Consider the following 19,313-nt stretch of genomic DNA (forward strand, 5'->3'; position numbering starts at 1 on the left):
GCTACTCATCGACCGTCGTACCGGACGGTCAAATCAACACAAGCCACAGTGACTTGGAAGTTTCTTGGCACCCAGACCAAGTATCAGAACGGCGGGGGTTCGTCGTCGGGTCTGGTGGTGGGCTGCCGTCGGCGGGTTGGGCGACGGTGGCGGCGCGGGCCGCGCCCACCATCCCAACAACGCACGAGGCCGGTCAGACCGGAAAGATTCATCGAACATATGTACGAGTATGCCACCGACGTGTGACAAGTTTGTGCGATGTCTTGGCCTGCGACGAGGAGCGTTTGGCGCGGCGGCGCCACGAATACGTAAGTTGGTGACGTGAAGTTGCCATTGTTGGGCCCGATATCGCTCACCGGCTTCCAGCATGCCTGGTTCTTCCTGCTCCTGATCCTGGTGTTGCTGCTGGTCGGCGTGTATGTCGCGGTGCTGCTCATGCGCCGTCGACGGGTGCTGCGATTCGCCAACATGGAGCTGCTCGACGCCATCGCGCCGGCCCGCCGCGGCCGCTGGCGTCACCTGCCCACGATCCTGCTCGTCGCGGCGCTGGTATTGCTGACGACGGCAATGGCCGGCCCGACGTCGAACGTGCGGATTCCGCTCAACCGGGCCGTGGTGGTCCTCGTCATCGACGTCTCGGAGTCCATGGCAGCCACCGACGTCCCGCCGACCCGCCTCGCCGCGGCGAAAGAGGCCGGCAAGCAGTTCGCCGACCAGCTGACGCCGGCGATCAACCTCGGCCTGGTGGAATTCGCCGCCACCGCGACGCTGCTGGTCTCACCCACGACCAACCGCGGCGCCGTTAAGTCGGCGATCGACAGCCTCCAGCCGGCCCCCAAGACTGCCACCGGCGAAGGCATCTTCACCGCGCTGCAGGCGATCGCGGCCGTCGGCTCGGTAATGGGCGGCGGCGACGGTCCGCCGCCCGCCCGCATCGTCCTGGAGTCCGACGGCGCCGAAAACGTGCCGCTGGACCCGAATGCCCCGCAGGGGGCCTTCACCGCCGCCCGCGCGGCCAAGTCGCAGGGCGTGCAGATCTCGACCATCTCGTTCGGCACGCCCTACGGCACGGTGGAATTCAACGGCTCCACGATCCCGGTGCCCGTCGACGACCAGACCTTGAAGAAGATCACCGAGATCACCGACGGCCAGGCCTTCCACGCCAACAGCCTGGAATCGCTCAAAGAGGTATACGCGACGCTGCAGCAGCAGATCGGCTATGAAACCGTGCGCGGCGAAGCCAGCAGCGCCTGGATCCTGCTCGGCGCGGTCGTGCTGGCGGGCGCCGTCCTGGCCGGGCTGTACGTCAACCGCAGGATCCCGGCCTAGGGCGTCAACCCGGCCGTCAGACAGGCAAACGCCGGTTGAGCAGCAACGCGGCAATCGCGGCGATGAATGCCACGCCGGCACCGAGGCGCAGCCACCCCGAACTGCCCGGCCCGGCCACCGTGCGGTATCCGATCTCCTGCTCGATGTTGTCGTAGATGCGATTGAGTTCGCCGAGGTTGGACGCCGTGTAGGACTGCCCGCCGGACAGCCGCGCGACGGTCTTCATTTGGTCCGCATTGACCGGCACGTTCACCCGCTGCTTATCGAGTTCGATGGTGCCCGCCTTGGTACCGAAGGTGATCGTCGAGATGGGCACGCCGTGATCCCTGGACAACCGCGCCGCGGTGTAGACGCCGTCGTGCGGGTCGCTGGGGTTCGGCGGCTTGTTCGCGGCGCCGTCGGAAAGCAGCACGATGCGTGCGGGCGGCGGTTTGTCACCCGCGGCGACGGCCGAGGACTCGATGGCACGTAGGGCGGTGAAGATGGCCTGACCGGTGGCGGTGCCGTCGCCGAACTGGAGCTTCGGCAGCGCCTCGACGGTCGCCTGGTGGTGCGGGGTCGGCGGAACCAGCAGATACGGCGTCTTCGCGAAGCCGACCAGCCCCAGGTTGATGCCCGGGGTCAGCTCGTTGGCGAACTTGATCGCCGCGTCCTGCGCGGCCTTCAGGCGAGTGGGCTCGACGTCGGTGGCCCGCATGGAGTTCGAGTCGTCGATCACCAGCATGACGACGGCGCGGTTGCGCGGTATGCGCATGTCGTGGGTCGGCGTGGCCAGCGCGATGGTGAGCAGGAACAGGGACAGCAGCGCCAGGGCGATCGGAATGTGCCGCCACAGCGGCTGCTGCACGTGCGCCTCGGTGAACCGGTGCAGGCGCTTCTTGCGCTGGGCCTGGACCATGACGTAGACCCCGAGCAGGGCCAGGGGGATCAGGGCGAACAGGAGCATGGCCGGTCGCTGGAACTGACCGAGCGGTAGCGGACCGATGCCAGGCAGCGACACTGTACTCACCTCCCGCTCGGCCGCCCTTTGGTCTGCCGGCGGGCACTTGCCGACAGTCTATTCGCGGCGCAGGCGTCCCTCCACGAACTGCTCCAGCTTGTCCCACTCGCGGGCCGCCGCGGCAAACGAGCCCGTGGGCTTGCTCACCGAGTCGGGCTCGAGCACGTACGCCACCAGCTTGCCCAGCGGCCGGCTGGTTTCCAGCGCCTTGTCGACCGTGCTCTCCTCGGAGTACTCGCCGACGTCGCGGAGCAACTCGACCGCCAGGTCCAGCTGCTCGCGGTCCACGGCGTCGGGGCCGTCGCCGATATCGTCGGACAGCCCGCTGAGCACGTAGATGTTGTCGTCGGTGACATCGACCGTCAGCGAGCCGTCCGTGGCGGCGGTGCGGATGTCGTCATAGGTGCTCACGTCGGACAGGTCGTGGTCGTGTTCGTCGGCGAGATAGCGGGCCAGGGCGCGCTCGGAGGTGAACACGCTGATCCGGCCGTTGCGGCCCAGGAAGATGGGCTGCTCGTCCAGGTAGCAGCGCAGCGTGTAGAAGGTGCCGGCGCCGGTCATGATCCGGATCGGGTCGATGCCCACCTGCGCCCAGAAGTCCTCGTCGCCGCCCAGTACGACGGTGTCCCCGGCGGCGCGGGCCGGCTCCTCGTCTTCTTCTTCGGCGGACTCTTCTTCGGCGGACTCTTCTTCGGCGGCCTCTTCGTCGTCTTCGGCCTCGTCCTCGTCGGTCTCGTCGGAGGCGTCTTCAGCTTCTTCGGCGGCCTCCTCTTCTTCCTCTTCGATCTCCTCTTCCAGCTCCTCGGCGGCCTTCTCCGAAGCTTCGGAGTCCACTTCGGGGGTGCTGATGATGCCGTCGATCGCGCCGAGCACGTCGTCCCAGCTGCGCCCGATGATCTCGGCGAGCGCATTCCAGCGCTTCTGACCCGCCTTGCCAGTGAAATATTCGATGCCGCCGGAGACCGTGGACAGCGTGGGGTTGCCGTTGAAGAACTTGGACACCGCCGCCAGCTCGCACACCGACCCGATGGACGACACGATCGCCAGCGCTCCGGCCAGCGCTTTCACCGACTCCTCGGTGGGCTTCTCGGCCACGAGTTCCTCGACGGCGACCAGGTCGAATTCCTTGTCGGGGGCGGGATCGAGGTTGTGCGCGTGCGCCGCGGTCAACAGCTCCCACGCGGGGTGGTCGACGAGGTCGTTGTCGGAATCGGTCCGCACGAACGCGACCAGGTCGGCGACGGACTCGAAGGCGAACAGGTCCTCGTCCTTGCCCAGAAACGCCTCCCACTCGTCGCCGGCGTCGCGCCAGCGCGGTGCCCACACGGTGTAGCGGTCACCTTCGGACAGGCTGAGGCGGATGGGCACGAGAGCAGCAACCATGCGGCACAGAATAGCGACGACGACGTTCGCCGCCCCGTCCCGGTGGCGGTTACCCGCCCCAAATGGTGGCGATGACGGGCGCGTTCGCCGCCTTGCCGGTCTTGGGCAGCCCGTACATCTGCTCGACGGTGGAAAGCACGTTGTAGTGGCTGATCTGCTCGTTGTAGGTGCCGGGCTGCACGTGCGCGCCGTAGAAGACCGTCGGGATCTGGTTGCGGCTGCCGCCGTCGTCCTCGTCCCAGGTCACGATCAGCAGGCTGTTGTTGGCCCTGGCCCAGTTGGCGTATCCGGAGAGCTGGCGATTCAGCCAGGCGTCGCCCTGGGCGATCGAGCCGTCGTGCATGTTGTTGTCGTTGTTGGGAATGACGAACGAGACGGTCGGCAGGCTGGCGAAGTTGCCCACCGGAAACGCCGAGAACGGCAGCGAGTTCGCTGGCGGGATATTGCTGAAGTTGGCCCACGGCACGTGCTTTCGCGCGTACTTGCCCGCGCTGCAGACCGTCGAGCCGACCGCCGGCAGGTCCTCGGCGAAGCCCGCGAAGCTCTGACCGGCGGCCAGCAATTCGGAGCCCAGGTTGGGCAGGGCGCCGCCGTTGATGGGGCAGCTGTCCTTCGTCACGCCGAACGTGTCGCCCGCGAACAGCGCCAGGTAGTTGGGTTCGCTGGGGTGCGTCTCGGCGAAGGACTGGGCCATCATCGCGCCCCCGGCGGCCAGCGCATTGATGAACGGAGCCGACCGATTGCCGATGATGCTGGACTGCGAGCGGTTCTCCTCCACCACGATCACGATGTGCGCGGGTGTCGGAAGCGCGGCCGCGGCCAAATGCACCCGCGGGCCCGACGGGCACGCCAGCGCCGCTATCGCCGCTACCGCAGCCATCGCGCCGAACAGCCGCGGGGCTCGCATCCGGGGAGTATATGAACGGGAGCGGCTTCGGGCCGGGACGGACGCGTGCGCTACTTCGAATTGTGATATCCCGGGCCACGTCCGATTCTTATGTGGTGCATGTGAGCGTCATAGACCACCCGTTGGCCGCGGCACGCCTGACGGCGTTGCGCGATGAACGCACCGACAACGCCACGTTCCGGGCCGCGTTGCGGGAGCTGACGCTGATGCTGGTCTACGAGGCCACCCGGGACGCGCCCACCGAGCCGGTGCCGATCCGCACGCCGCTGGCGGCGACGACGGGGTCACGGCTGGCCAAACCGCCGCTGCTGGTCCCGGTGCTACGCGCCGGGCTGGGCATGGTCTACGAGGCGCACGCGGCGCTGCCGGAGGCCACCGTGGGATTCGTCGGCATCGCGCGCGACGAGGAGACCGCGCGGCCGGTGCCGTACCTGGAGTCGCTGCCCGACGACCTGGCGGGACTTCCGATCCTGGTGCTCGACCCGATGCTGGCCACCGGGGGGTCGATGGCGCACACCATCGGCCTGCTGCAGCGCCGCGCCGCGACCGACATCAGCGTGCTGTGCGTGGTGGCGGCGCCGGAAGGTCTTGCGGCCGTTGAGAACATCGCGCCCGACGCGCGGGTGTTCACCGCCGCGGTCGACGACGGGCTCAACGAGGTCGCCTACATCGTGCCGGGGCTCGGCGACGCGGGGGATCGCCAGTTCGGGCCTCGTTGATTTGGGTTAGGTCAGCGCGCGGACCAGTTCGCGCAGCCGTGCCCGCGCCTGCTGCCGGTCCGCGCAGCGCACCTCCAGGTAGTACTTCAACTTGGGCTCGGTTCCCGACGGCCGCACCACCACCCGCACGGACGTGTCGGCGTCGTCGCCGGTGAAGATCAGCACGTCGGCGACCTCGCTCATAGTGCAGTCCGCCAGCGGGCCCGGCGGCGCGGCGCGTAGCCGTCGCAGCAGCGCGGCGGCCTCGTCGGGATCGGCGACCCGGCGCGACACCGCCGCGATCTCGTGCACGCCGTGCCGACGCGCCAGGTCGTCGAGCAGGTCGGGCACCGTGCGACCGTCGAGGGCGGCGACCAGATCGCAGACCAGCACCGCGGCGCTGATGCCGTCCTTGTCGCGCACCGCGGCGGGGTCGACGCAGTGCCCGATCGCCTCCTCGTAGGCGTAGACCAGCGTGCCGGGCGCCTCCGCGTCGGCGCGGGCCAGCCACTTGAACCCGGTCAGCGTCTCCACGTACGCCGCGCCGTGGTGGGCGGCGATCGCCGCCAGCATCCGCGACGACACCACCGTGCTGGCCACGGTCCGGGGGCGATCCGAGGGCTGGGACAGGATGTAATCGCCGAGCAGCCAACCGGTTTCGTCGCCGGAGAGCATGCGCCACCCCTGCGGCTCGGGTATTCCCACGGCGCATCGGTCGGCGTCGGGGTCCAGGGCGATCGCCACGTCGGCCCCGACGTCCGCGGCCAGGGCCAGCAGCGCGTCGGTGGCGCCCGGTTCTTCGGGGTTGGGGAACGCGATGGTGGGGAAGTCGGGGTCCGGCGCGAACTGTTCCGCGACCACGTGCACGTCGTCGAACCCGGCCCGCAGCAGGGTCTCTACGGCCACCGCACCGCCCACGCCGTGCAGCGGCGTCAGGGCGATCCGGATGGACCCGGTGCCGCGCCGCACGCTCGCCGCGCGCTCGATGTAGCGCTCCAGGAGGCCGGAAGCGGTCGCTTGCACGGGCCGGCGGGCGATCTCGTCGGCCGGGGGAGCGGTCGACATCGCGGCCTCGATCCGGCGGTCGGCGGGAGGGACGATCTGCATGCCGCCGTCGAGGTACACCTTGTAGCCGTTGTCGGACGGCGGGTTGTGCGACGCGGTGATCTGTATCCCGACGGCCGCGCCGGTGACACGCACCGCGAACGCCACCACCGGCGTGGGCACCGGATCGGGCAGGTACAGCACCGAAAAGCCCGCGGCGGCAAGGACTTCGGCCGCAGCGCGCGCGAACGCGTCGGACCCGTGCCGGGCGTCGCGGCCCACTACCGCCGTCTTCGGCGGCGCGTCGGCGCGTTCGGTGAGCACCCGCGCCACCGCCCAGGTGGCACGCAGCACCACCGCGAGGTTCATCGCGTCGGGGCCGCCGCGCACCGGGCCGCGCAGCCCCGCGGTGCCGAACGTCAGCGGGCGGGCGAAGCGCGCCGCGAGTTCGTCGGGCCCGCAGGCGGCGAGCTCCGCGGCCGTCGCCGGGTCGGGGTCGTGCGCGATCCACTCCTGCGGCGTCACGGCACTCGGGCGATGACGTCCGCCAGCAGGGAGCCGATCCGCGTCGCCGATGCGGCGCCGGCGGCCAGCACCTCGGCGTGGCTGATCGGCTCGTCGGCGAGGCCGGCCGCCAGGTTGGTGACCAGCGATATGCCCAGCACCTCGGCGCCGGCCGCGCGTGCGGCGATGGTTTCGTGCACCGTCGACATGCCCACCAGGTCGGCGCCCAGCGTGCGCAGCATGCGGATCTCGGCGGGGGTTTCGTAGTGCGGGCCGGGCAGGCCCGCGTACACGCCCTCGGCCAGCTGGGGATCGGCGTCGCGGGCCAGCCGGCGCAGCCGCGGGGAGTACGCGTCGGTCAGGTCGACGAACTCCGCGCCCACCAGCGGCGAGCGTGCGGTGAGGTTCAGGTGGTCGCTGATCAGCACCGGCTGGCCGACCGTCAGGCCCGCGCGCAGCCCGCCGGCCGCATTGGTGAGCACGACGATGCCCGCCCCCGCCGCGCACGCCGTCCGCACCGGATGCACGACGTGACTCAGGTCGTGGCCCTCGTAGGCGTGCACGCGGCCGGCCAGCACCAGCACCCGGTGCTCGCCGATGCGCATCGAGATCACCTCGCCGATGTGTCCGACGGCGCTCGGCGGGGTGAACCCGGGCAGATCGGCCATCGGCACGATCGCGGTCGGCGAGCCCAGGGCCGCAACGGCCGGGGCCCATCCAGAGCCGAGAATGATCGCGACGTCGTGCTCGGGGGCGCCGGTGAGCTCGGCGATCACCTGGGCCGCCTGGCGGGCCCGGCGGGCGAGATCCAGCGGAGCCGTCACACTTGGCGAGCTTAGTGCCGCATATGTGAGGATCTCCCGCATGGGTTTTCACAGATGGCCGGTGCTCGGCCTCGTTCTTGCCGTGGCGGCAGTCGTTTCGGTGTCAGCACCGACGGCGCGCGCCGACGGGTGTCCGGACGTCGAACTGATCTTCGCGCGCGGCACCGCCGAGCCGCCCGGCATGGGGCGCGTCGGCGACGCGCTGTTCGCCGCGCTGCAGCCCGCCCTCGGTGGGCGTGTCGTGGGGGCTTACCCTGTTAATTACGCGGCCAGCTACAACTTCCTGACCACCGGCGACGCCGCCAACGACGCCCGGGATCACATCGCCTTCATGGCCGAGCAGTGCCCCGCGACGCGGCTGGTGCTCGGCGGCTTCTCGCAGGGCGCCGCCGCCGTGTCGATGCTGGCGGGGGTGCCGCCCCTGGGCCAGCGCATCGGCAACTTCGGGTCGGCCCCACCGCTGGACCCGGGTCTGACCGGCAAGGTCGCCGCGGTCGCCGTGTTCGGCAATCCGGGCAACCGCTTCAACACGCCGCTTTCGACGGCCGGCGCGTTCGCGGGGCGCGCCATCGACCTGTGCAGCCCCGGCGACCCGGTCTGCGTCGTCGGCGGTCGCGACCGGGAGGCGCACGACGAGTACCAGGTGCCGCCGTACCCCGGCCAGGCGGCGGGTTTTATCGCCGGACGAGTTTGATCGTCACCGTCGCGCCGCGGTGAGATACTGCGAACATGCCTGCCTTGGACAACGTTGAGGACAACGTTGAGGACAACGTTGAGGACGTAGTGCGGCGTCGTGGCGCCGACCTTGTCGAGTTGTCCCACTCGATCCACGCCGAGCCGGAGCTGGCGTTCCACGAGCACCGCAGCTGCGCCAAGGCGCGGGCGCTGGTCGCCGAGCGCGGCTTCGAAATCACCTCGCCCGCTGCCGGTTTGGACACCGCCTTTCGGGCCGACTTCGGCAGCGGGCCGTTGGTCGTCGGCGTGTGCGCCGAGTACGACGCGCTGCCGGAGATCGGGCATGCCTGCGGCCACAACATCATCGCGGCGTCGGCCGTAGGCGCGGCGCTGGCGCTGGCCGAAGTCGCTGACGACCTGGGCCTGCGCGTCGCGCTGCTGGGCACTCCCGCCGAGGAGTCCGGCGGCGGCAAGGCGCTGATGCTGCAGGCGGGGGCGTTCGACGACGTCGCGGTGGCGGTGATGGTGCATCCCGGCCCGACCGACATCGCCGGGGCGCGGTCGCTGGCCCTGTCCGAGGTCACCGTCGAGTACCGGGGCAAGGAGTCGCACGCCGCCGTCGCCCCGCATCTGGGGATCAACGCCGCCGACGCCGTCACCGTGGCGCAGGTGGCTATCGGCGTGCTGCGGCAGCAGATGGCGCCCGGACAGCTGACGCACGGCATCGTCACCGACGGCGGGCAGGCGGTCAACGTCATCCCCGGCCGCGCGGTGTTGCAGTACGCAATGCGGGCGATCGAGTCGGACTCGCTGCGCCAGCTGGAGGGCAGGATGTTCGCCTGCTTCGCCGCGGGCGCGCTGGCGGCCGGCTGCGAATACGAGATCACCACGCCCGCACCGGCATACGCGGAGCTCAAACCCGACGCGTGGCTGGCCGACGTGTGCCGCGAGGAGATGCGCCGGCTCGGCCGCGACCCGGTGTCGGCCGACATCGAGGCGGCGCTGCCGTTGGGCAGCACCGACATGGGCAACGTGACGCAGGTGCTGCCGGGGATCCACCCGGTGATCGGGGTCGACGCCGGCGGCGCGACCGTCCATCAGCGCGCCTTCGCCACGGCGGCCGCCGGGCCCAGCGCGGACCGTGCCGTCGTCGACGGCGCGATCATGCTCGCGCGCACGATCGTGCAACTCGCGCAGACGCCCGCCGAACGGGATCGGGTGCTGGAGGCCCTACAGCGTCGGAGCGATCGCAAGCGCGGCGAAGCCGGGCGCAGCGGGTCGCGACCATCGACTAGCGGGTCGCGACCATCGACTAGGGCGTCGGCCGTATGAGCCTGGTCGACACCGCCGAGTCCTGGCTGGCCGCACACTACGACGACCTGGTCGCCTGGCGCCGGCACATCCACCGCTACCCCGAGCTGGGCCGCCAGGAGTACGCGACCACGCAGTTCGTCTGCGAGCGGCTGGTCGAAGCCGGTCTCAACCCCAAGGTGCTGCCGCTCGGCACGGGGCTGGTCTGCGATTTCGGGCCCGAGCATCAGCCGCGGATCGCGCTGCGCGCGGACATGGACGCGCTGCCGATGACCGAGCGCACGGGCGCGCCGTACGCCTCGACGATGCCGGGCGTCGCGCACGCCTGCGGCCACGACGCCCACACCGCCGTCCTGCTGGGCACCGCGCTGGCGTTGTCGTCGGTCGCCGAGCTGCCCGTCGGGGTGCGGTTGATCTTCCAGGCCGCCGAGGAGCTGATGCCCGGCGGCGCCATCGACGCGATCGCGGCCGGCGCGATCGCCGGTGCCTCGCGCATCTTCGCGCTGCACTGCGACCCCCGGCTGGAGGTGGGCAAGGTCGCCGTCCGGCAGGGGCCCATCACGTCGGCGGCCGACCAGATCGAGATCCAGCTGTATTCGCCGGGCGGGCACACGTCGCGCCCGCACCTGACCGCCGACCTGGTCTACGCGCTGGGCACGCTGATCACCGGGCTGCCCGGGGTGCTGTCGCGCCGCATCGACCCGCGTAACAGCACGGTGCTGGTGTGGGGTGCGGTCAATGCGGGCGTGGCGCCCAACGCCATACCGCAGACCGGTGTGCTGGCCGGCACCGTGCGCACCGCGAGCCGCCAGACCTGGGTCGACCTTGAGGGCATGATCCGCCAGGCCGTCACGGGCCTGCTGTCGCCGCTGGAGATCGAACACTCGCTGGAGTACCGCCGCGGCGTGCCGCCGGTGGTCAACGAGGACATCTCGACGCGCATCCTCACCCATGCGATCGAGGCCGTCGGCCCCGACGTGCTGGCCGACACCCGGCAATCCGGCGGCGGCGAGGACTTCTCCTGGTACTTGGAGGAAATCCCCGGCGCGATGGCCAGGCTCGGCGTGTGGTCCGGCGAGGGTCCGCAGCTGGACCTGCACCAGCCGACGTTCGACCTCGACGAGCGGGCGCTCGGCGTCGGCGTGCGGGTGCTGGTCAACATCATCGAGCAGGCGGCGCTGTTCTAGGGCGGGGGTGAATTGTGGGCGACCAACGGTGTGCCCACGATTGCGGGCATGCATCCCGAGCTGTGCCGGCTGCTCGATGAGCAGGGCGGAGTCGTCACGTCGACTCAGGCGTTGGCTTTCCTCACCCGCGGAAGCCTGAAACGCGGTGCGCTGCGGAAGGTTTGGCACGGTGTATACGGTCGCGGGGAGTTGACCGCCGGGCTGCGGCTGCGCGGACTCGACCTCGCGACGGGTACGACGGTCGCTGCGTGCATGGACACCGCCGCGGCGGCCTACGGCTTCGACACCGAACTACGGCCGGAGTTGCACGTGCTCAACCCCGTCGGCCGGCGCTTGCATTCGGCGGCCGGCCTGGTTGTGCACCGGCGCGATGGTGCGCCGCTTACCGTCGTCGGCGCAAGGCCCGCGACCGCGCCCGCGTGGACGGCGATCGAGGTGGCCCGCTCACTGGGCCGGCCGCGAGCGTTGGCGACGCTGGACGCCGCGCTCCGCAGCGGCACATGCACCCGCGACGACCTGGAGGCGGCGCTTGAATTGCAGTCCGGCCGGCGGGGTGTCGTCACCGCCCGCGAAATGCTGGGCCTGGCGAACCCGCTGGCGGAGTCACCGATGGAAAGCGAGGCCAGGTTGGTTATGCACGACGGCGGACTGCCACCGCCCGTGCTGCAATTCGAGGTCAAGGACCTCAATGGCCGCATCTGGCGCCTCGATTTCGCCTGGCCCGAGCTTCGCGTTGCCGCCGAGTACGACGGCCTGGATTGGCACAGCGGGCCGGACGCATTCCGCTACGACCGTGAGCGCACCACCGCGCTGCAAGATGTGCATTGGGTGTCGATGCCGATGATCTTCGACGACGTCCGATATCGACCGGCCCAACTCGTGCGGCGCCTGCATTCGAGGTTGGAGTTCGCGCGGGCCGCGGCGTGAAGTCGTCGCGCGAGGGGCCTCAAATTGCAGGCTCGGCCGGTGAGGGGCCTCAAATTGTCGGGTTTTCGCGGGTGAGGGGCCTCAAATTGCAGGCCCGGCCGGTGAGGGGCCTCATATTGTCGGGTTTTGGCGGGTTTTCTGCGAATTTGAGCGCCTTCGCGACGGGCGCAGCGTGAAGTCGTCGGGTGAGGGGCGTCATATTGCCGGCCTCGCGACGGGTGAGGGCCGCGCGCAACAGCGTGGGGCGTGCACGCTCGCGGGTGGTGTGGGGTGGAGGACCTACGCGCCGGTCCCGGGGCCGATATTGCGAGCGGGACGAGTGCGCAGGTCATGCACGTAATCGTCGGGCGCACCGGCGATCTCGGCCGCGTCGGCCATAACGCCCAGATAGCGCGCCGACGGCAGCCCGCCCTCCCAGGCGTCCAGGACATACAGCCACGCCAGCACCGGGTCGATCGTGGTGTCCGACGACTCGCGCACCACGCGGCAGCGGATCTTCTTGTGCACGCCGAACTCGGAGCCCTCCCAGCGGTCGAGGTTCATCTCGTCCGACGGCGTCATGTCGTAGAGCACGACGAACACCCGCGAATCGGGATCTTCGACGACGGTGGCCAGGGCCCCCTCCCAGCCGATGTCCTCGCCGCCGAACGTGAGCCGCCACCCGGGCAACCAGCCCGTTCCGGCCATCGGCGAGTGGGGTGCCCGCTTCAGCATCTGCTCGGGATGCATGTTCGAGCCGTAGGCGGCGTAGAGCGGCACGGGGAAATCTTAGACGCCGCTTCGGGCATGCGGCTCTACCGCACGCGCAAGGCCGCGCCAAGCTAGGTTAAGGGCTGTGGTGACCCGCATCGTGATCATCGGCGGCGGCCCGGCCGGATACGAGGCCGCACTGGTCGCCGCGACCTCTCATCCCGACACCGCCCACGTCACCGTGATCGACTCCGAAGGCGTCGGCGGGGCGGCGGTCCTGGACGACTGCGTGCCGTCCAAGACGTTTATCGCCTCGACGGGCCTGCGCACCGAGTTGCGCCGCGCGCCGCGGCTCGGCTTCGAGATCGACATCGACGACGCGAAGATCTCGCTGCCGCAGATCCACTCCCGGGTCAAGACCCTGGCCGCCGACCAGTCCGCCGACATCGCCGCCCAGCTGCGCAGCGTCGGCGTCGAGATGATCGCCGGCCGCGGCGAGCTGATCGACCCGGTCCCCGGGATGGCCAGCCACCGCATCAGGTCCACCGCCGCGGACGGCTCGACCAGCGAGCACGACGCCGACGTGGTGCTGATCGCCACCGGGGCCAGTCCGCGCATCATGCCGAGCGCCCAGCCCGACGGCGAACGCATCCTGACCTGGCGCCAGCTCTACGACCTCAAAGAGCTGCCGGAGCACCTGATCGTGGTGGGCTCCGGCGTCACCGGCGCGGAGTTCGTGCACGCCTACACCGAGCTGGGGGTGCAGGTGTCGGTGGCGGCCAGCCGGGACCGGGTGCTGCCCTACGAAGACGCCGACGCCGCGGCGGTGCTGGAGGAGTCGTTCGCCGAACGCGGTGTCCAGCTGTTCAAGAACGCCCGCGCCGAATCGGTCACCCGCACCGCCAACGGGGTCCTGGTGAAAATGACCGACGGCCGCGCCGTCGAGGGCAGCCACGCGCTGATGACGATCGGCTCGGTGCCCAACACCAGCGGCCTCGGCCTGGAGCGGGTCGGCATCGAGCTCGGCAAGGGCGACTACCTCACCGTCGACCGGGTGTCGCGCACGTCGGTGCCCGGCATCTACGCCGCCGGCGACTGCACCGGCCTGCTGCTGCTGGCCTCGGTCGCCGCGATGCAGGGCCGCATCGCGATGTATCACGCGCTGGGCGAGGGCGTCAGCCCGATCAGGCTGCGGACGGTGGCTGCGACAGTGTTCACCAGGCCGGAGATCGCCGCGGTGGGCGTTCCGCAGTCGGCGATCGACGACGGGTCGTTCAGCGCGCGGACCATCATGCTGCCGTTGCGCACCAACGCGCGGGCCAAGATGTCGGGCATCCGCCAGGGTTTCGTCAAGATCTTCTGCCGCAAGTCCACCGGCGTGGTGATCGGCGGCGTGGTGGTGGCGCCGATCGCGTCGGAGCTGATCCTGCCCATTGCCGTCGCGGTGACCAACCGCATCACCGTCAACGAGCTGGCGCAGACGCTGGCCGTCTACCCGTCCCTGTCGGGCTCGATCACCGAGGCGGCCCGGCGCCTGATGGCCCACGACGACCTGGACTAGACGACCGAATGACCAACGAGAAACCGAGGAGGAGTTGCGGCGAATGAGCAGTCCGATCCACGCACTGGGACCCGAGCAACGCGCGGAGGCCTGGAAGAGTCTGGGGGCCGAACAGTTCGACGTCGTGGTAATCGGGGGCGGCGTGGTGGGCTCGGGGTGCGCGCTGGACGCCGCCACCCGCGGCCTGAAGGTGGCGCTGGTCGAGGCGCGTGACCTGGCCTCCGGCACGTCCAGCCGGTCGTCGAAGATGTTCCACGGCGGGCTGCGCTACCTGGAACAGCTGGAGTTCGGGCTGGTGCGCGAGGCGCTGTTCGAGCGAGAGCTGTCGCTGACCAAGCTGGCGCCGCATCTGGTCAAGCCGTTGCCGTTCCTGTTCCCGTTGACCAAGCGGATCTGGGAGCGCCCCTACATGGCCGCGGGCATCTTCCTCTACGACAGCCTGGGCGGCGCGAAATCGGTTCCGGCGCAGAAACATATGACGCGCGCGGGCGCATTGCGGCTGAGCCCGGGCCTCAAACGCAGCTCGCTGATCGGCGGCATCCGCTACTACGACACCGTCGTCGACGACGCCCGGCACACCATGACGGTCGCGCGCACGGCCGCGCACTACGGCGCCGTCGTGCGGTCCTCCACCCAGGTGGTGGCGCTGCTGCGCGAGGGTGACCGGGTGACCGGAGTGCGGGTGCGCGACTCCGAGGACGGCGCGGTCACCGAGGTCCGCGGCCACGTCGTGGTCAATGCCACCGGCGTGTGGACCGACGAGATCCAGGCGCTGTCAAAGCAGCGCGGCCGCTTCCAGGTACGCGCATCCAAGGGCGTGCATGTCGTGGTACCGCGGGACCGGATCGTCAGCGACGTCGCGATGATCCTGCGCACCGAGAAGTCGGTGATGTTCATCATCCCGTGGGGCAGCCACTGGATCATCGGCACCACCGACACGGACTGGAACCTCGACCTGGCCCATCCCGCGGCCACCAAGGCCGACATCGACTACATCCTGGGCACCGTCAACGAGGTGCTGGCCACCCCGCTGACCCACGCCGACATCGACGGCGTCTACGCCGGGCTGCGCCCGCTGCTGGCCGGCGAGAGCGAAGAGACCTCCAAGCTGTCCCGCGAACACGCCGTCGCGGTGCCGGCGGCGGGCCTGGTGGCCATCGCGGGCGGCAAGTACACCACCTACCGGGTGATGGCGGCCGACGCGATCGATGCCGCGGTGCAGTTCATCCCGGCCCGGGTGGCGCCGTCGATCACCGAGAAGGTCAGCCTGCTGGGCGCCGACGGGTACTTCGCGCTGATCAACCAGGTCGAGCACGTCGGCGAGCGGGTGGGGCTGCACCCCTACCGGGTGCGCCACCTGCTGGACCGCTACGGCTCACTCATGGACGACGTGCTGGCCATGGCCGCGGACCACCCCGAGCTGCTCGCGCCGATCAAGGAGGCCCCGGGCTACCTGAAGGTGGAGGCGCTGTACGCCGCCGCCGCCGAGGGCGCGCTGCATCTCGAGGACATCCTGGCCCGCCGGATGCGCATCTCCATCGAGTACAGCCACCGCGGCGTCGACTGCGCCCGCGAGGTGGCCGACGTGGTCGCCCCGGTGCTGGGCTGGTCCGCCGAGGACGTCGACCGCGAGGTGGCCAACTACAACGCGCGGGTGGAGGCCGAAATTTTGTCGCAGGCCCAGCCCGACGACGTGTCCGCCGACGAGCTGCGGGCCAGCGCGCCCGAGGCACGGGCCGAGATCCTCGAGCCGGTGCCGCTGAATTGAGCGACGGCCCCCTGGGCCCCGCGCGGGTCGCCGCCGCCCCCGCCGACGAAGTCCTGCGCTGGCTGGACAGCTCGCCCACAGGGCTGACGAACGCCGAGGCCGCCGACCGACTGGCCCGCTACGGTCCCAACGTCGTGCGGACCCATCGCGTCAGCGCCCTGGCGGTCCTGGGCCGTCAACTGCGCAACGCGGTGCTGATCCTGCTGGCCGGCACCGCGCTCGTCTCGTTCTTCCTGGGCGACAGCATGCAGGCGGTCATCATCGGCGTGATCCTGCTGACCAGCGTGGGTTTGAGCTTCGGCAACGAATATCGCGCCGAGCGCGCTGCCGCGCAGCTGCATGCGGGCGTGCACCACACCGCCGTGGTCCGCCGGGACGGAAAATTCGTCGCCGTCGAGGTCACACAGCTGGTTCCGGGTGACGTGATCCGGCTGTCGCTGGGCGAGGCGGTGCCCGCCGACGCCCGGCTGATCGACGTCAGCGGCCTGGAATGCGACGAAGGCATCCTCACCGGGGAATCGACCGGCTCCGAGAAATCGACGCGGCCGGTGCCCGTCGGATCCGAACTGGCCGAACTGGCCGACGTTGCCTTCATGGGCACCATCGTCAGCGCCGGGGAGGGCGTCGCGGTGGTGTATGCGACCGGCCGGAATGCCGAATTCGGCCGCATCGCAGCGGGTTTGGACACTCGACAGCCGGAGACGGAATTCCAGGTCGGCCTGCGCCGGTTCTCCTATCTGCTGCTGCAGGTCGCGGTGGCACTGGTGGTGGTCATTCTGGTCAGCAATCTGCTGCTGGCCAAGCCGGTCATCGATTCGGTGCTGTTCTCGCTGGCGATCGCGGTCGGTATTACGCCGCAGTTGCTGCCCGCCGTGGTCAGCACCAGCCTCGCGACCGGGTCCAGGCGGCTGGCCAGGGCGAAGGTGCTCGTCAAGCGGTTGGTGTGCATCGAAGACCTGGGTGACATCGACATCCTGATCACCGACAAGACCGGCACCCTGACCGAGGGCCAGATCCGGCTGGTCGACGCCGTCGGCCCCGCCGGCGCGCACAGCGAATCGGTTCGCCGGCTCGGGCTGCTGGCCACCGACGTCGACCCGGAATCCCTTGGTGCCAGCGCGAACTCGCTCGACGCCGCGCTGTGGGAGTCGTCGGGGTCACAGCAACTGGTCGGCGGCGCGGCGTCGCGCGTCGCGATGCTGGCGTTCGACCACGAACGGCGCGCGACGTCGGTCCTGGTCGACGACGACGGCGCGCGCATCCTCGTCGTCAAGGGCGCGCCCGAGCAGATGCTGGGCCGGTGCGAGGCGGTGCCGGCGGAGGCGGCGGAAACGCTCGCGGGGCTGTTCGCCGCCGGACGCCGCGTGGTGGCCGTCGCCGTCAAACCCGCCGCCGGGCTGACCGCGATCACCCCGGCCGACGAGACGGCGCTGACGCTGGCCGGGTTCCTGGTGTTCGCCGACGAGCCCAAGGCCGCCGCGCGCCAGTCGCTGGCCGACCTGGCCGCGCTCGGCATCGAGGTGAAGATCGCCACCGGCGACAACGCTCAGGTCGCCGAAAAGGTCTGCGCCGATCTCGGTTTGGCGCCCAAGGGCACCGCCACCGGCGCGCAGCTCGAGCCGCTCGGCGACGCCGACTTCGCCGAGGCCGCCCGAAATCACACCATCTTCGCCCGCATCTCGCCCGAGCAGAAGGCGCGCCTGATCACCGCGCTGCGGGGCAGCGGGCGATCGGTCGGCTTTCTGGGCGACGGCGTGAACGACGCGCTCGCCCTGCACGCCGCCGACGTCGGCATCTCGGTCGACAGCGCCACCGACGTGGCCAAGGACGCCGCCGACGTGGTGCTGCTGGAGAAGGACCTGGGCGTGCTGGCCACCGGCGTGGCCGAGGGTCGCCGCATCTTCGCCAACACCATCAAGTACGTGCTGATGGGCACGTCGAGCAATTTCGGCAACATGTTCAGCGCCGCGGCGGCCTCGGCGCTGTTGCCGTTTCTGCCGATGCTGCCCAGCCAGATCCTGCTGAACAACCTGCTCTACGACAGCTCGCAGCTGCCCATCGCGACCGACCGGGTCGATGCGGAGCAACTGCAGGCGCCGTCCCACTGGAACGTCGCGTTCATCCGCCGGTTCATGCTGGTCTTCGGGCCCATCAGCTCGCTGTTCGACTTCCTCACGTTCGGGTTGATGCTGGGCGCGCTGCACGCCGACGCCATCGAGTTCCGCACCGGCTGGTTCGTGGAATCGCTGGCGACGCAGACGCTCATCATTTTCGCCATCCGCACCCGCAAGGTGCCGTTCGTGCGGAGCCGGCCGAGCGGCCTGCTGACGATCACCAGCATCACGGTGGTGGCCGTCGGGGCCGCGCTCACGATGTCGCCATTGACCCACGCCCTCGGCTTCACACCGCTGCCGTGGCAGTTCTTTGCCGTGCTGGGCGCTTTCGTCGTCGTCTACCTGTTCCTCGTCGAGCTCGCGAAGGCGATGTTCTACGCCGAGCCGATGCGGCCGGCCGGGCAGCCGCACCGCACCCGCGGACGCGCCCACCGCATCCGGCGGCGCGCCGCGCGGTTCCACCACACCACGCGGCGGGCGACCGCGTGATCGGGCCCGTACCGCTGGCCGTTCGCGACGCGTTGGGACCCGTCCGGGTGCGGCTGCGTGGCGGGCCAGTGCTGGCCGAGCTGACCGAGCGGTTCGGCGCCGCGGCCCGCGCGAAGGTGCTGGCCGGAGATGTCGTCGGCGCCGACGGCACCGCGGTCGACGAAGCGACCATATTGCCTTGTGGTGCCAGCGTTTACCTCTACCGCGACCTGCCCGACGAGGTGCCCGTCCCGTTCGGCATCCCGGTGCTGCATCACGACGACGACATCGTGGTCGTCGACAAGCCGCACTTTCTGGCGACCACACCGCGCGGCCGTCATGTGGCCCAGACTGCGCTGGTGCGGCTGCGCTGCAGTCTCGGCCTGCCGGAGCTGAGCCCGGCGCACCGCCTGGACCGGCTGACCGCCGGAGTGCTGTTGTTCACCACCCGCCGCGAATTGCGTGGCGCCTACCAAACGCTGTTCGCCCGCGGCCTGGTGCACAAGACCTACCTGGCGCGCGCGGGGGTCGACCCGGACCTGGAGCTGCCGCGGGTGGTGCGCAACCGCATCGTCAAGCGCCGCGGCCACCTCCAGGCGGTCTGCGAGCCGGGCGTGCCCAACGCGGAGACGCTGATCGAGACGGCGGGGCCGGACGGGTTGTATCGGCTGACGCCGCGGACCGGACGCACCCACCAGCTGCGCGTGCAGATGGCCGCGCTGGGGCTGCCGATCATCGGTGATCCGCTGTACCCCAACGTCATCGACGTCCCCGCCGACGACTTCAGCGCGCCGCTGCAGCTGCTGGCGCGGCGCATCGAGTTCGACGATCCGCTCACCGGACGGCGACGGGAGTTCGTCAGCGGACGCGCGCTGGTTACCAGTGGCACCGAAACTGGGGACTGAGGTCACTAGTACGAGCCT

General features: G+C 70.3%; 15 protein-coding genes and 1 pseudogene. 10 read left to right on the plus strand and 6 right to left on the minus strand.

All coding sequences use genetic code 11. The features are described 5' to 3' along the window. Window positions 1–321: 321 nt before the first annotated feature. Complete coding sequence (locus tag AC5Y5V_RS28950) at window positions 322–1,329, plus strand: VWA domain-containing protein (RefSeq protein ID WP_499942149.1); 1,008 nt, start codon at window positions 322–324, stop codon at window positions 1,327–1,329. Between the two features lie 16 nt (window positions 1,330–1,345). Here the strand turns inward: AC5Y5V_RS28950 and AC5Y5V_RS28955 are convergent, their stop codons facing one another. From AC5Y5V_RS28955 to AC5Y5V_RS28965, 3 genes are read right to left on the minus strand one after another with little or no spacing between them, the layout of a single operon-like run. Further along, window positions 1,346–2,329, minus strand: coding sequence for a VWA domain-containing protein (locus tag AC5Y5V_RS28955; protein WP_499942151.1), 984 nt, complete (start codon window positions 2,327–2,329; stop codon window positions 1,346–1,348). Between the two features lie 57 nt (window positions 2,330–2,386). After that, window positions 2,387–3,712 carry a protein export chaperone SatS gene (satS, locus tag AC5Y5V_RS28960; protein ID WP_499942152.1) on the minus strand — a complete coding sequence of 442 codons (1,326 nt, stop codon included), beginning with the start codon at window positions 3,710–3,712 and terminating at the stop codon, window positions 2,387–2,389. 49 nt (window positions 3,713–3,761) lie between these two features. Next, window positions 3,762–4,619 carry an alkaline phosphatase family protein gene (locus tag AC5Y5V_RS28965; RefSeq protein ID WP_499942154.1) on the minus strand — a complete coding sequence of 286 codons (858 nt, stop codon included), beginning with the start codon at window positions 4,617–4,619 and terminating at the stop codon, window positions 3,762–3,764. Between the two features lie 95 nt (window positions 4,620–4,714). Here AC5Y5V_RS28965 and upp point away from each other — a divergent pair, with 95 nt between their 5' ends. Beyond that, on the plus strand, window positions 4,715–5,338 hold the full coding sequence (gene upp / locus AC5Y5V_RS28970; protein WP_499942156.1) for a uracil phosphoribosyltransferase: 624 nt from the start codon (window positions 4,715–4,717) through the stop codon (window positions 5,336–5,338). Window positions 5,339–5,344: 6 nt separating this feature from the next. Here upp and AC5Y5V_RS28975 read toward each other — a convergent pair whose 3' ends face one another. Both AC5Y5V_RS28975 and AC5Y5V_RS28980 read right to left on the minus strand, forming a co-directional pair. Beyond that, window positions 5,345–6,886 (minus strand): phospho-sugar mutase, encoded by a 1,542-nt coding sequence (locus tag AC5Y5V_RS28975; protein WP_499942159.1) that lies wholly within the window; start codon window positions 6,884–6,886, stop codon window positions 5,345–5,347. Then, window positions 6,883–7,689: a purine-nucleoside phosphorylase gene (locus AC5Y5V_RS28980; RefSeq protein WP_499942163.1), complete on the minus strand. Its 807-nt coding sequence runs from the start codon at window positions 7,687–7,689 to the stop codon at window positions 6,883–6,885. The genes AC5Y5V_RS28975 and AC5Y5V_RS28980 overlap by 4 nt, the downstream gene beginning before the upstream one ends. 40 nt (window positions 7,690–7,729) lie before the next feature. Here AC5Y5V_RS28980 and AC5Y5V_RS28985 point away from each other — a divergent pair, with 40 nt between their 5' ends. The 4 genes and pseudogenes from AC5Y5V_RS28985 (at window position 7,730) to AC5Y5V_RS29000 (ending at window position 11,789) form a co-directional block, all read left to right on the plus strand. Further along, a complete protein-coding gene (locus AC5Y5V_RS28985) occupies window positions 7,730–8,383 on the plus strand; it encodes a cutinase family protein (protein WP_499942166.1) in 654 nt (217 codons plus the stop codon). 35 nt (window positions 8,384–8,418) lie between these two features. Beyond that, window positions 8,419–9,615 (plus strand): annotated as a pseudogene (locus AC5Y5V_RS28990) (M20 family metallopeptidase); the annotation flags it as partial. A gap of 77 nt (window positions 9,616–9,692) precedes the next feature. Then, window positions 9,693–10,862: a M20 family metallopeptidase gene (locus AC5Y5V_RS28995; protein ID WP_499942169.1), complete on the plus strand. Its 1,170-nt coding sequence runs from the start codon at window positions 9,693–9,695 to the stop codon at window positions 10,860–10,862. A 48-nt stretch (window positions 10,863–10,910) separates the two neighbouring features. After that, window positions 10,911–11,789 (plus strand): type IV toxin-antitoxin system AbiEi family antitoxin, encoded by an 879-nt coding sequence (locus tag AC5Y5V_RS29000; protein WP_499942172.1) that lies wholly within the window; start codon window positions 10,911–10,913, stop codon window positions 11,787–11,789. Between the two features lie 279 nt (window positions 11,790–12,068). Here the strand turns inward: AC5Y5V_RS29000 and AC5Y5V_RS29005 are convergent, their stop codons facing one another. Next, a complete protein-coding gene (locus tag AC5Y5V_RS29005; protein WP_499942176.1) occupies window positions 12,069–12,548 on the minus strand; it encodes a gamma-glutamylcyclotransferase family protein in 480 nt (159 codons plus the stop codon). Window positions 12,549–12,624: 76 nt separating this feature from the next. Here AC5Y5V_RS29005 and AC5Y5V_RS29010 point away from each other — a divergent pair, with 76 nt between their 5' ends. Genes AC5Y5V_RS29010 through AC5Y5V_RS29025 form a run of 4 tightly spaced genes read left to right on the plus strand, consistent with a single transcriptional unit; the run spans window position 12,625 to window position 19,295 of the window. After that, on the plus strand, window positions 12,625–14,040 hold the full coding sequence (locus AC5Y5V_RS29010) for an NAD(P)H-quinone dehydrogenase (RefSeq protein ID WP_499942179.1): 1,416 nt from the start codon (window positions 12,625–12,627) through the stop codon (window positions 14,038–14,040). Window positions 14,041–14,083: 43 nt separating this feature from the next. Further along, window positions 14,084–15,808, plus strand: coding sequence for a glycerol-3-phosphate dehydrogenase/oxidase (locus AC5Y5V_RS29015; RefSeq protein WP_499942181.1), 1,725 nt, complete (start codon window positions 14,084–14,086; stop codon window positions 15,806–15,808). After that, window positions 15,805–18,411 (plus strand): magnesium-translocating P-type ATPase, encoded by a 2,607-nt coding sequence (mgtA, locus tag AC5Y5V_RS29020; RefSeq protein WP_499942183.1) that lies wholly within the window; start codon window positions 15,805–15,807, stop codon window positions 18,409–18,411. The genes AC5Y5V_RS29015 and mgtA overlap by 4 nt, the downstream gene beginning before the upstream one ends. Then, window positions 18,411–19,295, plus strand: a complete 885-nt coding sequence (locus AC5Y5V_RS29025; RefSeq protein ID WP_499942219.1) for a pseudouridine synthase — start codon at window positions 18,411–18,413, stop codon at window positions 19,293–19,295. Before mgtA ends, AC5Y5V_RS29025 begins: the two co-directional genes overlap by 1 nt. The last annotated feature ends 18 nt before the right edge of the window (window positions 19,296–19,313 follow it).

This window comes from Mycobacterium sp. NGS68 (assembly GCF_059812195.1).

Excerpts from the sequence above, each read along its gene's own strand:
- AC5Y5V_RS29015 (WP_499942181.1), top strand. The coding sequence starts at position 14,084 with ATGAGCAGTCCGATCCACGCACTGGGACCCGAGCAACGCGCGGAGGCC.
- AC5Y5V_RS29000 (WP_499942172.1), top strand. The coding sequence starts at position 10,911 with ATGCATCCCGAGCTGTGCCGGCTGCTCGATGAGCAGGGCGGAGTCGTC.
- AC5Y5V_RS28985 (WP_499942166.1), top strand. The coding sequence starts at position 7,730 with ATGGGTTTTCACAGATGGCCGGTGCTCGGCCTCGTTCTTGCCGTGGCG.
- satS (WP_499942152.1), bottom strand. The coding sequence starts at position 3,712 with ATGGTTGCTGCTCTCGTGCCCATCCGCCTCAGCCTGTCCGAAGGTGAC.
- AC5Y5V_RS28995 (WP_499942169.1), top strand. The coding sequence starts at position 9,693 with ATGAGCCTGGTCGACACCGCCGAGTCCTGGCTGGCCGCACACTACGAC.
- AC5Y5V_RS28965 (WP_499942154.1), bottom strand. The coding sequence starts at position 4,619 with ATGCGAGCCCCGCGGCTGTTCGGCGCGATGGCTGCGGTAGCGGCGATA.